The sequence below is a fragment of the Brevundimonas sp. FV1ye4L genome, assembly GCF_058681255.1.
Genome location: NZ_CM178734.1, coordinates 2,044,167 through 2,058,724, shown reverse-complemented (window position 1 = coordinate 2,058,724; position 14,558 = coordinate 2,044,167). Strand labels below are relative to the sequence as shown.

11 protein-coding genes are annotated in these 14,558 nt (G+C 67.1%); 8 read left to right on the top strand and 3 right to left on the bottom strand.

The window, feature by feature from the left end:
• Positions 1–74 precede the first annotated feature (74 nt).
• The 4 genes from ACW17X_RS09910 (at position 75) to ACW17X_RS09895 (ending at position 5,712) form a co-directional block, all read left to right on the top strand.
• Positions 75–1,010, top strand: a complete 936-nt coding sequence (locus ACW17X_RS09910; protein ID WP_492097000.1) for a nucleoside hydrolase — start codon at positions 75–77, stop codon at positions 1,008–1,010.
• The gene (locus ACW17X_RS09905) at positions 1,010–1,855 is read left to right on the top strand and encodes a ribokinase (protein WP_492096999.1); all 846 of its coding nucleotides are present in this window, start codon (positions 1,010–1,012) and stop codon (positions 1,853–1,855) included. Before ACW17X_RS09910 ends, ACW17X_RS09905 begins: the two co-directional genes overlap by 1 nt.
• Positions 1,856–1,909: 54 nt before the next feature.
• Positions 1,910–3,145 (top strand): hypothetical protein, encoded by a 1,236-nt coding sequence (locus ACW17X_RS09900; RefSeq protein ID WP_492096998.1) that lies wholly within the window; start codon positions 1,910–1,912, stop codon positions 3,143–3,145.
• A gap of 95 nt (positions 3,146–3,240) precedes the next feature.
• Entirely contained in the window at positions 3,241–5,712 is a 2,472-nt protein-coding gene (locus ACW17X_RS09895) for an alpha/beta hydrolase family protein (RefSeq protein ID WP_492096997.1), read from the top strand.
• A gap of 432 nt (positions 5,713–6,144) precedes the next feature.
• Here ACW17X_RS09895 and ACW17X_RS09890 read toward each other — a convergent pair whose 3' ends face one another.
• The gene (locus ACW17X_RS09890; protein ID WP_492096996.1) at positions 6,145–7,275 is read right to left on the bottom strand and encodes a zinc-dependent alcohol dehydrogenase family protein; all 1,131 of its coding nucleotides are present in this window, start codon (positions 7,273–7,275) and stop codon (positions 6,145–6,147) included.
• 114 nt (positions 7,276–7,389) lie between these two features.
• Here ACW17X_RS09890 and ACW17X_RS09885 point away from each other — a divergent pair, with 114 nt between their 5' ends.
• Entirely contained in the window at positions 7,390–7,824 is a 435-nt protein-coding gene (locus tag ACW17X_RS09885; RefSeq protein ID WP_492096995.1) for an acyl-CoA thioesterase, read from the top strand.
• Positions 7,825–8,087: 263 nt separating this feature from the next.
• Here ACW17X_RS09885 and ACW17X_RS09880 read toward each other — a convergent pair whose 3' ends face one another.
• Entirely contained in the window at positions 8,088–9,545 is a 1,458-nt protein-coding gene (locus tag ACW17X_RS09880) for a DUF305 domain-containing protein (protein WP_492096994.1), read from the bottom strand.
• Between the two features lie 602 nt (positions 9,546–10,147).
• On the opposite strand from ACW17X_RS09880, the gene ACW17X_RS09875 reads away from it, so the two are divergent.
• Together ACW17X_RS09875 and ACW17X_RS09870 are read left to right on the top strand one after the other, a co-directional pair.
• A complete protein-coding gene (locus ACW17X_RS09875; protein WP_492096993.1) occupies positions 10,148–11,887 on the top strand; it encodes a cellulase family glycosylhydrolase in 1,740 nt (579 codons plus the stop codon).
• A gap of 90 nt (positions 11,888–11,977) precedes the next feature.
• Entirely contained in the window at positions 11,978–13,282 is a 1,305-nt protein-coding gene (locus ACW17X_RS09870; RefSeq protein WP_492096992.1) for an acetamidase/formamidase family protein, read from the top strand.
• Here ACW17X_RS09870 and ACW17X_RS09865 read toward each other — a convergent pair.
• Positions 13,279–13,476 carry a hypothetical protein gene (locus ACW17X_RS09865; protein WP_492096991.1) on the bottom strand — a complete coding sequence of 66 codons (198 nt, stop codon included), beginning with the start codon at positions 13,474–13,476 and terminating at the stop codon, positions 13,279–13,281. The two genes, ACW17X_RS09870 and ACW17X_RS09865, sit on opposite strands and share 4 nt — an antisense overlap.
• Positions 13,477–13,636: 160 nt before the next feature.
• On the opposite strand from ACW17X_RS09865, the gene ACW17X_RS09860 reads away from it, so the two are divergent.
• Positions 13,637–14,410, top strand: a complete 774-nt coding sequence (locus ACW17X_RS09860; RefSeq protein WP_271164637.1) for a YebC/PmpR family DNA-binding transcriptional regulator — start codon at positions 13,637–13,639, stop codon at positions 14,408–14,410.
• Positions 14,411–14,558: the final 148 nt, after the last annotated feature.

Below are 14,558 nucleotides of genomic sequence, written 5' to 3'. Positions count from 1 at the left end.
AAGACGCCGGATTTGCGTGGACTAAGGGCCGAAACGGGGTTGCTCGTCGGGCTCGGGGTCGGCAAACGGGGCCTGTGTCTATCCAATCCCTGATCATCGACTGCGACCCCGGCGTGGATGACGCCGTGGCGCTGTTCCTGGCCTTCGCCGCCCCCGAGCTGGAGCTGCTGGCCGTCACCACCGTGGGGGGCAATGTCCCCGCCCACCTGACCCAGCGCAACGCCCGGATGATGCGCCAGATCGCCGGCCGAGAAGACGTGCCCGTGTTCGGCGGCGCCGAGCGCCCGCTGAAACGGCCCCCGGCCGGGGCGGGCGACTTCCACGGGGCGGAGGGTCTGGGCGACCTTGAGCCGTTCGCGCCGACCGGCATCATCGGCGACGGGCCGGCGGCCAACGCCATCGTCGACCTGGTGATGAAACGCCCGGCCGGATCGGTCGCGGTCGCCGTCTTGGGGCCGATGACCAACCTGGCCCTGGCGATGAAGCGCGAGCGGCGGCTGGCCGAGCACCTGGGCACGGTTGTGGTCATGGGCGGGGCGCGCAGCGAAGGCGGCAATATCACCGCCTCAGCCGAGTTCAACATCTGGGCCGACCCGGACGCCGCGGCGGTGGTGTTCGGCGCGGGCTGCGAGGTGATCGCCTTCGGTCTGGACGCGACGCACCAAGTGCGGGCGACCGAGGAGCGGATCCGCACCATCGAGAAGATCCGCACTGAACCGGCGCGCACCGTCGCAGCCCTGCTGCGCTTCTCGCAACGGATCGAGCGGCAGGCGACCGGGGAGGCGGCGCCGCCCCTGCACGACCCTTGCCCCATCGCCTGGCTGATGAAGCCGGAGCTGTTCACCCTGAAGCCCTGCCGGATCGAGGTCGAAACCAACTCGGAGCTGACGCGCGGCCATACGGCGGTGGAGTTCCGCGTCGATCCCGCCACGGCGCGCCATCGCTGGGCTGGGGCGGCGGATGCGCAGGGGGTGTTCGACCTGCTGGCCGAGACGCTGAAGGCCAAGTGATGAGGATCACCGTCGTCGGCTCGATCAACCTGGACCTGGTGGCGGCGGCGCCCCGCCTGCCGGCGCCGGGCGAGACGGTGACGGGGGCCAACCTGGCCCGCTATCCGGGCGGTAAGGGCGCCAACCAGGCCTATGCCGCCGAGAAACTGGGCGCAGAGGTCAGCCTGATCGGCCGGGTCGGGAACGACTCCCTGGCCGGCGAGGCCCTGGCCCTGATGTCGGACCTGGGCGTCGATCTGGCGGGGGTCGAGGTGGATGTGGCGGCGCCGACGGGCGTGGCCCTGATCGCCGTCGATCCGGCTGGAGAGAACCAGATCGTGGTGGCGGCCGGGGCCAATCATATGGTCACGCCGGAGCAGTTGCCGCAGCGGATCGAGGGCGCCCTGATCGTCCAGCTGGAGCTGCCGGTCGAGACGGTAGAGGCGGCGGTGGGCCGGGCCACAGGTTTCGTCTGCGCCAACCTGGCGCCCGCCGCGCCGGTCTCGGAGATGCTGCTGCGCCGCGCCGACCTGATCGTCGTCAACGAGACCGAGGCCGCCTTCTACGGCGACGGCCTGCACCGGGGCGGCGGCCGCGTGGTCGTGACCAAGGGCGCGAAAGGCGCAGCCATGTACCAGCGCGGCGTCGAAATGGCCTGGGCGACCCCGCCCGTGGTCGAAGCGGTCGACGCCACCGGCGCCGGCGACGCCTTCGTCGCCGCCATCACCGTCGCCTTGCTGGAAGGCATGGTGCCGGCTCAGGCCCTCCGCTTCGCCTGCGCGGCGGGGGCGTTCGCCGCGACGCGCGCGGGCGCTCAGCCGTCAGCGCCGGAACGGCAAGATGTCGAGGCGCTGCTGGCGGGTTGACGGCCTCGCTATAGTGTCGCTGGATCGCACCTGAAGGTTGCGTGTGGGGCGGTGATGCTGACGAGGCGATTTCTGGGTCTGTCGCTGATGGCGACGGCGGCCATGGCGGGACGGCGAGCGGGCGCGCAGGAGGCCCTGACGGCGAACGATCAGTATCAGGCCGAGAGCCGCTATCTGCCCCTCTATCTGGAACTGAAGGCCCAGGTCGAAGCCGGCGATGAGAATGCGCGCTTCTATCTGCCCTGGTTCGCCGCCTTCGTCGGAGACGAGGCGATTGCGGTCGGGTTTGACGAGCGGACGCGGTCCCCCGACCGGCCGATACCCGATCTGGCCGACGCCGAGGCCGAAGACGCGCTGGAGGCTATTGTTCGGGCGGCGGCGGACAGGCAGATCGTCATCCTGAACGAGGCGCACAACGTCTCGGGCCATCGCGGCTTTGCGGCGCGGGTGATGCGCGCCTTGCGTCCGCTGGGCTTCGACACCTTCGCGGCCGAGACCTTCGGCAGGATCGACTCCTATCGGACCGGCGCGCCCTTTCATCAGGGGCTGGGCTATTACACCGCCGACCCTGTCTATGCCGAGATGGTGAGGGAGGCGGCGGGCCTGGGCTATGTGTTCGCCGACTATGAGCAGCGGCCGGACCAGCAGCCGCCCGCCGAGGCCGACATGGACGCGCGCACGACTGCGCGGGAGGTCGCCCAGGCCAGGAATCTGATCGCAAATGTGCTGAAGCCGCGCCCCGACGCGCGGATCTTCGTCCTGTGCGGCTACAGTCACGCCATGGAGGTCGAGGGGCTGGGCGGACTGTGGTTCGCCGGACAACTGAAGGCGGCGACGGGGATCGACCCCCTGACCATCGAACAGTCCAACAACTGGCCGGCGACCCGGCCTGAAGCGGATAAAGCGGAGGTTGCCGCCGTATTGGCGCGGTTCGCACCGACCCAGCCGATCGCTGTGTCGCGCGCCGGGCGGCCCTTCTCCGACAGGACCTTCGACGGCAAGATCGATCTGAGCGTCTTTCATCCGCGCCTGCCCAAGGTCGCCGGGCGTCCGGGCTGGCTGGCGGCCGATCCGGCGCGCAAGGCGGTTGAGGTTTCAGTGCCGCCCTTTGAAGGGCCGGCCCTGGTGCAGGCCCTGCATATGGGCGAGGGAGCTGTGATTCCGGCCGATCATCTTTTGCTGGAGCCGGGGCAGGCGCGAGCAACCCTGTTGCTCAGGCCGGGCTCCTATTTCCTGCGCCTGGAGACGACGCGGGGGATCGAGCCGGCGTTCGGGATGGTGAATGTCTGATACTGGCGGCAATGTGACACTGTAACGTCGTAAGGTCTTGCCGCCTGGGTCAGGACGCTCTTAGTTGCCCGCCTGAGTTTTGTGGGGGATTTCGGATGATGTTGCACGTTCGTGGGGCCGGTGTTGCGCTGGCGGCGGTGTTGATGGCGTCGACGGCGGGGGCGGCGTTCGCTCAGAGCGCCAGTCAGACTGCGGCCCCGACGGTTTCGGTCTATCAGCAGCCGCCGTCGCCCATCGCCGACATCCTGGACGCCAAGCCGACGCCGGCGCCGATGCTGAGCCCGGATCGCAAGACCCTGGTGCTGCTGGACCGGTCCAACCTGCCCAGCATCAAGGCCCTGGCCGAGCCGATGCTGCGGCTGGCGGGGGCGCGGATCAATCCGCGCAACAACGGGATGGCGGAAAGCCGGGTCTCGTGGCTGACGGGGCTGAGCCTTCAGGCGGTGGATGGTGGACCGGCGCGGGTCGTGGCCCTGCCGGCCGAGGCGCGGTTCACGGCGCCGCGGTTCTCGCCCGATGCGAAATCGCTGGCCCTGGTGCTGGACCGGCCGACGGGGCTGGAGCTGTGGGTCGTGGACGTGGCCTCGGCGCGGGCGCGCAAGCTGACCGAGCCGGTGGTCAATATGACGGGCGGGTCGGGCTATGAATGGCTGCCGGACAGTTCGGGCCTGCTGGTCGAGGCGGTTCCGGCTGGGCGCGGTCCGGCGCCGGATGTGACGGCGGCGCCGACGGGGCCGAACATCGAGGAGACGGCCGGGCGCGTGGCGCCGGTGCGGACCTATCAGGACCTGCTGTCGAACCCCGGCGACGAAGCCCTGTTCGACCATTATTTCACGTCGCAGCTGACCCTGGTTTCGCTGAACGGCCGTGTACGGACGATTGGCGCGCCGGCCGTCTATCTGGACAGCGCGGTGTCGCCGGATGGGAAATATCTTCTGCACGAGATCGCCAAGCGGCCCTATTCCTATGTGGTGCCGGCGGGGCTGTTTCCGACCGAGATCGTGGTGACGGACATGGCCGGGCGGGTGGTGCGGACCATCGCCGATCTGCCATTGCGGGACGATGTGCCGACCGCCTTCGACGCCGTGGCGCCCGGGCCGCGTTCGGTGAGTTGGCGGGCCGATGCGCCGGCGACCCTGACCTGGGTCGAGGCGCTGGACGGCGGCGACCTCAAGCGTGAGGTCGAGTTCAGGGACCGGGTCTTCATGCAGGCGGCGCCGTTTGCGGCCGAGCCGGTCAAGCTGATCGATCTGAAGGAACGGTTCGGCGGGGTCGTGTGGGGCAAGGACGATCTGGCCATCGTCAACAGCCGCTGGTTCAACACCCGGCACGAGACGCGGTTCGTGGTCGATCCGTCGAACCCGGGCGAGGGTAGGCTGCTGCTGGAGCGGAATTATCAGGCGCGGTACGACGATCCGGGCCAGCCGGTGACCCAGCCGAATGCGGCGGGCCGGTCGGTGATCCGCTTCAACCCGCAGGGGCGGATACTGATGTCGGGCGCCGGGGCGACGCCGCAGGGCGCCTTCCCCTTCCTGGCCGCCATGGACCCGGCGACGGGGCGCAGCGAGCGGCTGTGGACCTCGGCCGAGACGGATTACGAGGCGGTGGTCGGCTTCCTGGATGCGGACGGCAAACGGGTGGTGACGCAGCGAGAGACGCGGCTGGATCCGCCGAATCTGCAGATCCGCGACCTGACGACGGGCCAGACCACGGCCCTGACCCAGTTCCCCGATCCGGCGCCGCAGCTGGCCGGGGCGACGCGCCAGCTGGTGACCTATGGACGGGCCGACGGCGTCAAGCTGTCGGGGACCCTGTATCTGCCAGCCGGCTATGACAAGGATCGCGACGGGCCGTTGCCGATGCTGATGTGGGCCTATCCGGCAGAGTTCACCGATGCGGCGGTGGCCGGCCAGACGGTGGATGTGCAGAACCGGTTCGTGCGGCCGGGCGGGTCCAGCCATCTGTTCTTGCTGACGCAGGGCTATGCGATCTTCGACAACCCCTCCATGCCTATCATCGGCAAGGACGGCGCCGAACCGAACGACACCTATGTCGAACAACTGGTCGCCGACGCCCAGGCGGCGGTGGACGCGGTGGTCGGCATGGGAGTGGCGGATCGCGACCGGATCGCGGTCGGGGGCCACAGCTACGGCGCCTTCATGACCGCCAACCTGCTGGCGCACAGCGACCTGTTCCGCACCGGGATCGCGCGGTCGGGCGCCTATAACCGCACCCTGACGCCGTTCGGCTTCCAGGCCGAACAGCGCAACTATTGGGAGGCGACCGAGATCTATACCGAGATGTCGCCCTTCACCTATGCCAACAAGCTGAACGAGCCGATCCTGCTGATCCACGGCGAGGCGGACGATAACTCGGGCACCTTCCCGGTCCAGTCCGAGCGGTTCTATGCGGCGCTGAAGGGGCTGGGGGCGACGGCGCGCTACGTCACTCTGCCGCTGGAGGCGCACGGCTATCGGGCGCGGGAATCGGTGGGCCACACCCTGTGGGAGATGACCCGCTGGATGGACCAGTATGTGAAGAACGCGCCGCCGAAACCGGCGGCGTGATTCAGACTTGAGGGGCGCGTGCATGCGGTATCCTGTCGGGGCCTTGATCGCGCTCCTCGCCTTGAGCGCTTGCGCGACGTCGCCTCAGGCGTCGCGCCCCTCTGCCGAGCATCTGACTTGTACTGAAGGTTTTGCGCCGCTGCGCTTTGCGGCCAACGCAGACAGTCTGGACCCGTTCTTCTTGAAAGCGATTGATTGGCCGTCTCGGGCGGCGCGGGAGTGCGGCGGCCTGAGGCTGGTTGTCCGCGGTTTGCCCGATCCTTCCGAAGGCTCGCTCGAAGGTCGGCGAGCGGCGAACGTGGTCAGAGCCCTACAAGCCTTTGGCGCGCCTAGGCCGCAGTTTGAACTTGGGGAAGATTACGATCGCGCCAACCCCTCACTGCAAGTTTATGCTGAACCCTGACCTCGGGTTCAGGCTGCTGGGACACTGGCTCAAGGTCTGACCACCAGCCGCACCACCTCGCCCGCATGAAGTCGGTCGAAGCCGGCGTTGATGTCGTCCAGCGGGATGACGCCGCTCATTAGCCGGTCCACCGGCAGCCGGCCCTGTTGGTAGAGGGCGACATAGCGGGGGATGTCGCGGCTGGGGACGCAGGTTCCGATGTAGGAGCCCTTCAGCGTCCGCTCTTCGCCGACCAGGGAGACGATGTTGACGGCCAGAGCCGCCTCGGGCGGGGGCAGGCCGGCGGTGACGGTGGTTCCGCCGCGTCGGGTCATCTTCCAGGCGTTGTCGAGTGCGCGGGCCGAGCCGGCCATCTCGAAGGCGAAGTCTGCGCCGCCCTTGGTCAGGGTGCGGACCTGATCGACCGCGTCGGGGTCGCCGCCGTTGACGGTCTGGACCGGGCCCAGGCTGCGGGCCAGGGCCAGCTTGTCATCGGACAGATCGACGGCGACGACAGGCGAGGCGCCGCTGGCCAGGGCGCCCAGAACGCTGGCTAGGCCCACGCCGCCCAGGCCGATGACCACGACGCTCTGACCCGCCTTGACCTCGGCCGTGTTCACAACGGCGCCGACGCCGGTCAGGACGGCGCAGCCGAACAGGGCCGCCTCCTCGAACGACAGCTCGGGGTCGATCCGGACCAGGGACCGGCGCGAGACGACGGCGCGTTCGGCAAAGGCGGAGCAGCCGAGGTGGTGATTGACCGGTTCGCCCTCGCGGAAGATGCGCCGCCCGCCGGACAGCAGTTCGCCCTTGCCGTTGGCGGCGGCGCCCGGTTCGCAAAGGGCGGGGCGGCCGCCGGCGCAGGGATCGCAGTGTCCGCAGGACGGCATGAAGACCATGACGACATGATCGCCGATCTGCAGGTCCGTGACGCCGTCGCCCAGGGCCTCGACCACGCCTGCGGCTTCGTGACCCAGGGCCATGGGCAGAGGGCGGGGGCGGTCGCCGTTGATGACGCTGAGATCCGAGTGGCACAGGCCGGCGGCCTTGATGGCGACCAGGACCTCGCCGGGGCCTGGAGGGTCGAGCGTCACGGTCTCGACGGAGAGGGGCTTGCTGTCGGCGTAGGGGGGCGCGGCGCCCATGGCGGACAGAACGGCGGCACGGGTCTGGATGCTCATGGTCAAGCCTTCGTCATCTGTCCCCTATCGATAGGCGCTTGACGCAACGTCGTCCAAGCCCGAGCGTCGGGGTGAAGGCGACGCGGACTGTCGCCGGGGAGAGGACGACTGACGATGCCCAAGAGCGATTTGGGGCCCTTGGCCGAACGCGCGACCTACAAGGCCTTTCACATGGTCTCGACGCGCTGGGCCGACAACGACCAGTACGGCCATATCAACAACGCCAAATTCTACGAGTTCGTGGACTCGGCGGTGAACGCCCATCTGATGATCGCCAACGCCCTGGACGAGTCCATCGGCCTGGTGGTGGACAGCGGCTGCCAATACACCTCGGCGCTGAAGTTCCCCGATGTGATCGAGGTCGGGATCAAGGTGGACCGGATCGGCACCTCGAGCGTCAGCTACGGCTTCGCCGTGTTCAAGCGCAGCGCCGACGTGCCCGCCGCCGTCGGCCATTTCGTCCACGTCTATGTCGACGCCGAGACCCGCCGTCCCAAGCCTCTGCCGGCCAAGCTTAGGGCGGTGGTGGAGAATCTGCGGGCGGGGTGAGGGAACGGCCTGGGGCGGGAGCGGCTTTCGGCGCAAGTGTCGATGATCGCCTTCGACCCATAGCGGTCCTCGGTTCGCAGGGTCATGGGCTTGGCTTGGAGCGACCCGTTCGGCGTCTGGGCCAAGGACTTGCCGTCACGCCGATCGAAACGCCGTAGCCCCGAGGCGCCGGCGGTCTCGACATGGCATTGTCCACAGCGTCCGAGGCCTTCAGCGCCTCATCGGCGTCTAAGCTGGGACGGGCAGTGGAGTGGAGGCCATCGTCAATGCCCCGCGTGGGCCGGAGTAGTCGCGCTCGAAACCCCGCCGATCTCAGCTTTCATATGACCGATCTCAGCCTCTTGGCTGCTGACGATTTGCTCGGCCAGCTGCCGAAGCTCAGGGTCGGTACCGCTTTCCAGATACACCCGAGCCATGTCCACGCCGGATTGGTGGTGGGGAACCATAAGGGCGACGAAGTCTCGATCTAGGTCGCCGGTCACCTGCAGTTCGTTCATCTCGGCGTGCATGCGTTCCATGGACTCCATCATGGCGACCGACGCCCCCGCCTCGGGCGCCGCATTGGCTCCTTCGCGGCCATGGTAATGCTCGTTGCCACGCCAGAAACCGCCCGGAGCCACACCGCCTTGGGTGATTGTCTCCCGCGACTCGGGCCGAAGCAGTGCTGCAAACGGGCCTTCCAGCACGCGATAGATGACATAGTGCTGGCCAGCGTAGGACAGCATGGTGATGGCCAATGCGACAACGAGGCCGACCGGAACGAGCCACGTCGCGCGGTGGTCGCGAGGCGTCACTTCCAAAGCGTGATGACGCATCGGGTCTGCAATGGCCACCAATAGACCGGCCAAAATGGTCGCGTGCCCGATCATGTCGATACGGCCAAACGGATAGACGGCCGAGAACATCAACGCGAACAGCGCGACTGCGGAGAGCCGTCGCACGAGCGAGGTCCACAGCAGACCAAAGCCCAAGGTGAACTCAGCCACCCCGGCCATCGTCGTATACGGCTCAAAGGGTATTCCGAAGGCTAGGAAAGGCTTCTCTTCCAGCAGCGGCATGAACCACTGCGGATACATGAACTTCTCCATGCTGGACCACATGAGGGCCAGTGCAATGCCCCAGCGCAGCACCGCGAAGCGTCGGTCGCGCCACTTCCCATCCTTCAGACCCGAAAGGAACAGATAGCCCGCCAGCCCCAAGCCTAGTGCAAGGTAATCGTAGAGGTGGAAGAGGTCGTAGTTCGCGAGAGCGACGGCCCACAGGAGGACAATCATTACCGCCGCCACCGGTCGTGTTCTTCGCCAAATCAGCAGAATGCCGATCAACAGTTGCGCCCACGGCAGAAGCTCAGATTCTGTTTTGAGATCGGGCGTCAAGTAAGAGCCGCCGACAGCAAAAAGCGCCACGAAGAACGCGGCCATTACCGCGATCATGAAGGCGTCTGCATGATCACGCAGCAGTCGCGTCCCCGTGTCGAGAATGCGAGTGGCGGCCTGACCGGGCGCTCGGCGTTCGAGAACGGTGGCAGCTAGGAAGAATGCCGCAACCAGCGCGATGGCGAACCAGAAGGCAGGAAGCGCGAGTGTCGTGGTGATCGGAACCGGATCTGCGGACACTTCATACGCTTCAAACCATTTGACGTGCGCCCATGCCGCCGTTGCGATGGCTGACAACCCGAGCGTAAGCACCGGTATGTGTGAGGCCCGAGCGGTCATCTGCATTTGGAAAACAGCCAATGCCCTGCTTGCTCATATATCCACGCGATGGGCTGGAAATATCAGCGGTTTTCGAAAGGCGGGAACCCGGTTCCCGTCACCGAACAAACCACAAGGCATGTCGCAACAAGCGATATGAAGGCCTATACGCATAAGTTGATTAGGAAGGGAAGCCAATAAAAGTGATCTGCCTCAAAACAGGTATCCGATATGTTGGCAGTTTTTAAGACCGTCACTGAAATATAAACGGCAACAAATATTAATAGCTAACATGTTGCTGTCACGGCGATATCGCTCACTCATCCCATGATGCGGGGATAGAGGCCAAGCTGGAACGCTCGACAGCGAACGAATATGGGAGCGTCACTACCCGACTGACAAAAAGCGAGCGACAACTATTTTAGGCAGTCGCGAACCGTCAGGAGGCGCCTGGGCGGTCAAGTCGCGCGTGTCGGCAGACGAGCTCAGCCATCGTCGGCGGGCTCAAGTGAGAGTCCGCTTTCACCCCTCTCAGACATTCCCGACGTCTCCTCAAGGCAGACTCGCTCACCCTAGCCATCCCCCGGTTCTCGTGAGAACGTTCCCAAAAAGGAGCGTGGAGGAACGCCATGAAGAAGAGATGGATCGCGGCCCTGGCTGCGACGGCGATGCTATGCGCGCCTTATGCGGCCCAGGCCCAGACAGGCGGCTTCCTGCGGGCCGAGGGGACGTGGATCGTTGATGAGGCGGGCGAGCCGGTCATCCTGCGCGGCATGGGGCTGGGCGGCTGGGTACTGCAGGAAGGCTATATGCTGCAGCTGGGCGCCCTGGGTCCGCAGCATGTGATCCGGGCGCGGATCGCCGACCTGATCGGCGAGGAGAAGACGGAGGCCTTCTACGCCGCCTGGCGCGCCAACCACACGACCAAGGCCGACATCGACGCCATGGGGCGGTGGGGCTTCAACTCGGTCCGTCTGCCGATGCACCATGACCGGCTGACCCTGCCGGCGGATCAGGAGCCTGTCGCGGGGCGCGACACCTGGAAGGAAGAGGGGTTCGCCGAGATCGACGCCCTGCTGGCCTGGGTCAAGGCCAATGGGATGTATCTGATCCTGGACCTGCACGCCGCGCCGGGCGGGCAGGGGAGCGACCTGGCCATCTCGGATCGCGACCCGTCCAAGCCTTCGCTGTGGGACAGCGCCGAGAACCGTCGCAAGACCGTGGCCCTGTGGCGGCGGCTGGCCGAACGCTATGCCGACGAGCCGGCCATCGGCGCCTATGACCTGATCAACGAACCCAACTGGGACTTCGAGAAGCCCGGCGGCGGCCACGGCTGCGAAGAGACGACCAACGCCCCGCTGCGGTCGCTGATGATGGAGATCACGGCGGCGATCCGCGAGGTAGATCCGCGGCACATGATCGTCATCGAGGGCAACTGCTGGGGCAACAACTATCGCGGCGTCACGCCCCTGTGGGACGACAATACCGCGATCAGCTTCCACAAATACTGGAACGCGACGGACCGGGCCTCGATCGCCGACATCCTGCGGCTGAGGGACGAGACCAACGCGCCGGTGTGGCTGGGCGAATCCGGCGAGAATTCCAATACCTGGTTCACTGAGACCATCGCCCTGGTCGAGGACGAGGGGATCGGCTGGGCCTTCTGGCCGCTGAAGAAGATCGGCTTCAACCAGCCGCTGGAGATCACGCCCAACCCCGGCTGGCCCCGTCTGGTCGCCTATCTGACCGGCAAGGGGCCGCGGCCGTCGGCGCAGGAGGCGGAAGAGACGCTGATGCGGCTGGCCACCCACGACATCCGGTTCGAGAATAATTTCGAACATCGCGACGTGATCGACGCGATGCTGCGCCAGCCGCGTTCGGACACGGCGGTGCCGTTCGTCGCGCATCGGGTCGGGACCGACGGCGGCGTGATCCGGGCGGCCGACTATGACCTGGGTCGGTCGGGCGTGGCCTGGTCGGACGTCTATGAGTCCGACACTGACGGGCCCGGTGAGCGCGTGCCCTGGTGGAACACCGGCCGGACCTGGCGCAACGACGGGGTGGACATCGCTCTCGAAAACGGCGCGCCGGTGGTGGCTGAGTTCGAGACCGGCGAGTGGCTCCGCTACACGGTTGAAGCCGATGCTGCAGGGGTGCGGACCCTGGCGGTGGTCGGCGCGGGCGGACGGGTGTCGGTGGCGTTGAACGGGGCGCGGCCCGTCTCGCTCGATCTGCCGGCGGGCTCGGCGGCAAGCGTCGTGACTTCTGTCGGCCTGCCCTTTCTGGCGGGAACGAACACGATCATCCTGAGGGCCGAAGTCTGCGAGGCCTGCAAGGTCGGCCTGTTGCAGCTGGGGCCTGGTTCCTGAGCCACATTGCCGAAGCTTCACTTGTCTGCGGACGCCGTGTCGATAGCGTCCGCCTGTCCTTGAATTTGGGGGGCGGGCGGAGGCTAGGCGATGCGGCGATGGATCATGGGGCTGGCGGTGCTGGCCGTGGCGACGCCGGCCGCTGCGGCGCCCGAGACCTGGCTGATGTCGGTCGATCGGTGGGGCAATGCGGAACATACGCTGCTGACGCTGGAGTCGAGGGATGGCGTGCTGTCAGGCCGGTTCGGCGACTGGGCGCTGGAGGGGCGTCAGGACGGGGGGCGCCTCGCCTTCTCTGCGACGGACAGTCACGGCGTGCCCTACAGATTCGAGGGGACCGAAGCCGACGGCGTGCTCAGCGGCTGGGCCGACTATCCCGACACCAGTAACACCGGACCGCGCGTGCGACATGGCTTCAGCGCACGGCGGCTGGAGATGCCGACGGGCGCGCCGGGGCGGCGGACCTATGCGCCGGACCGGTTCTCGAACACCTTCACGGCCGATCTGGCGCCGGTCATGGTCATTCAGCCGGGCGATGTGGTGGCGACGCGCACCATCGATTCCGGCGGGATCGACGAGCATGGCGACGTGGTGGCCCTGTACGGCAATCCGCAGACGGGGCCGTTCTTGGTGGCGGGCGCCAAGGCGGGCGACGTGCTGGCGGTGCATATCCGTCGGCTGCGGTTGAACCGCGACTATGCCGACAGTCTGGACGGCGTCACGGGGCGGGCCATGTCGCTGGGCCTCGCGGCGCGGTCAGCGGATCTGGGCAAGCGGGTGCGCTGGCGGCTGGACCGGGAGGCGGGGACGGCGCGGCTGGAGGATCCGCCCGAACGTTTGAAGGACTATGTCGTGCCGGTCCGGCCAATGCTGGGCGGACTGGGGGTGGCGCCGGACTTCGGCTTTGCGGAACAGTCGGCCGGGGACACCGGGCGGTGGGGCGGCAATATGGACTTCAACCGGATCGGCGAGGGGGCGACGGTCTATCTGCCGGTGTTCCAGCCGGGCGCCATGCTGTTCCTGGGCGACGGCCATGCGTTGCAGGGAGACGGCGAAACGACGCAATGGGCGCTGGAGACCTCGCTGGACGTGGAGTTCAGCGTCGAGATCCTGTCGTCCCGCCCGATGGCGGCGCCGCGGATCGAGACCGAAGACCGCATCACGGTCCTGGGCCAGTCGTCCTCGCTGGACGAGGCGGCGCGGGCGGCGACCGGGGCCATGATCCAGTGGCTGGAACAGGACTATGGATTGAGCGTGTCTGAGGCGTCGCTGATCCTGGGCACAGCGGCCGAATACAGGATCGCGACGCTGGCGGGCCGCAACGCCGGGCTGGCGCTGAGCCTGGAGAAGGCGCGCCTGCGCGACGTGCCGCGCAGGACGCCGACGGCCGATTAGTCGTCCAGCCGGCCCGTCAGAAACAGCACGCCCACCGCGGTAAGGGCGCCCAGGGTGAAGGCGGTGATGATCGAACCGGCGGCGACGGCGGCGGGGACGGTGACGGGGCGGGCCTCGTACCATTCGACGATGTCGGCCTCGTGCAGATCGTCGTCGGCGCGGCCCTCGGCTTCGTAGATGTCGGCGGTGTTCATCGGGGGCTCCTTCGTCGGCTTCATGAATCAATACCCGCCAATGGTTACGGTTCCACTGCGGTCCGTCGCCCAACTGTCGCGCTCACCTCTCTGGCGTGACAGCCTGCCCGGCATCGGCTAGGACGCGCGGCTCAGGTTTCAGACTCTCGAAGACGATCCCATGGCCGGCCACTCGAAATTCAAGAACATCATGCACCGCAAGGGGCGCGCAGATGCGCAGCGCTCCAAGCTGTTCTCCAAACTGTCGCGCGACATCACGGTGGCGGCCAAGTCGGGCCTGCCCGATCCGGCGGCCAATCCGCGCCTGCGCCTGGCCGTCAACAACGCCAAGGCCGAAAGTCTGCCTAAGGACGTGATCCAGCGGGCCATCAACAAGGCCTCGGGCGGCGACGTCGATACAATGGAAGAGGTCCGCTACGAGGGGCGGGGCCCGGGCGGGGTCGGCATCATCGTCGAGGCCCTGACCGACAACCGCAACCGTGCGGCCTCGAACATCGGCGCGGCCTTCAAGAAGAACGGCGGCGCGCTGAGCGAGATGAACTCGGTCGCCTTCATGTGGGATAAGGTCGGCCAGATCATCTACAAGGCCGAGGCCGGCACCGAGGACGAAGTCATGGAAGCCGCCATCGAGGCCGGCGCCCAGGACGTCGAGAGCGATCTGGTCAAGCCGGACATCTACGAGGACGCGCCGGGTCACACGATCTGGACCGCCTTCGAGGACCTGAACGAAGTCGCCGAGGCCATGTCCAAGGTGCTGGGCGACCCCAAGTCGACCGCCATCGTGTGGAAGCCTCAGTCGGAAGTCACGGTGACGGGCGAGGCCGTCGGCACCCTGTTCAAGCTGCTGGACGCGCTGGACGCCGAGGACGACGTGCAGAACGTCTATTCGAACGAGGACATCTCCGACGAGGACGCGGCCAAATACGCCGGATAATACCTATACGGCCTGATCGACGAACGGAGGTCTCGACACCTTCGTAACCCGCGATTAACGTCTCACACAGGACGGTGAGCGGTTCGATTCGCCTTTCGGGGCCGGAATTGAGGACGCCCGCCGCGAAGCGAGACATCGAGGCGGGCAC

What these genes read in the sequence shown, in the direction of transcription:
- ACW17X_RS09905 (WP_492096999.1), top strand. Translation starts at nt 1,010, where the DNA reads ATGAGGATCACCGTCGTCGGCTCGATCAACCTGGACCTGGTGGCGGCG.
- ACW17X_RS09900 (WP_492096998.1), top strand. Translation starts at nt 1,910, where the DNA reads ATGCTGACGAGGCGATTTCTGGGTCTGTCGCTGATGGCGACGGCGGCC.
- ACW17X_RS09895 (WP_492096997.1), top strand. Translation starts at nt 3,241, where the DNA reads ATGATGTTGCACGTTCGTGGGGCCGGTGTTGCGCTGGCGGCGGTGTTG.
- ACW17X_RS09890 (WP_492096996.1), bottom strand. Translation starts at nt 7,275, where the DNA reads ATGAGCATCCAGACCCGTGCCGCCGTTCTGTCCGCCATGGGCGCCGCG.
- ACW17X_RS09885 (WP_492096995.1), top strand. Translation starts at nt 7,390, where the DNA reads ATGCCCAAGAGCGATTTGGGGCCCTTGGCCGAACGCGCGACCTACAAG.
- ACW17X_RS09880 (WP_492096994.1), bottom strand. Translation starts at nt 9,545, where the DNA reads ATGCAGATGACCGCTCGGGCCTCACACATACCGGTGCTTACGCTCGGG.
- ACW17X_RS09875 (WP_492096993.1), top strand. Translation starts at nt 10,148, where the DNA reads ATGAAGAAGAGATGGATCGCGGCCCTGGCTGCGACGGCGATGCTATGC.
- ACW17X_RS09870 (WP_492096992.1), top strand. Translation starts at nt 11,978, where the DNA reads ATGCGGCGATGGATCATGGGGCTGGCGGTGCTGGCCGTGGCGACGCCG.
- ACW17X_RS09865 (WP_492096991.1), bottom strand. Translation starts at nt 13,476, where the DNA reads ATGAACACCGCCGACATCTACGAAGCCGAGGGCCGCGCCGACGACGAT.
- ACW17X_RS09860 (WP_271164637.1), top strand. Translation starts at nt 13,637, where the DNA reads ATGGCCGGCCACTCGAAATTCAAGAACATCATGCACCGCAAGGGGCGC.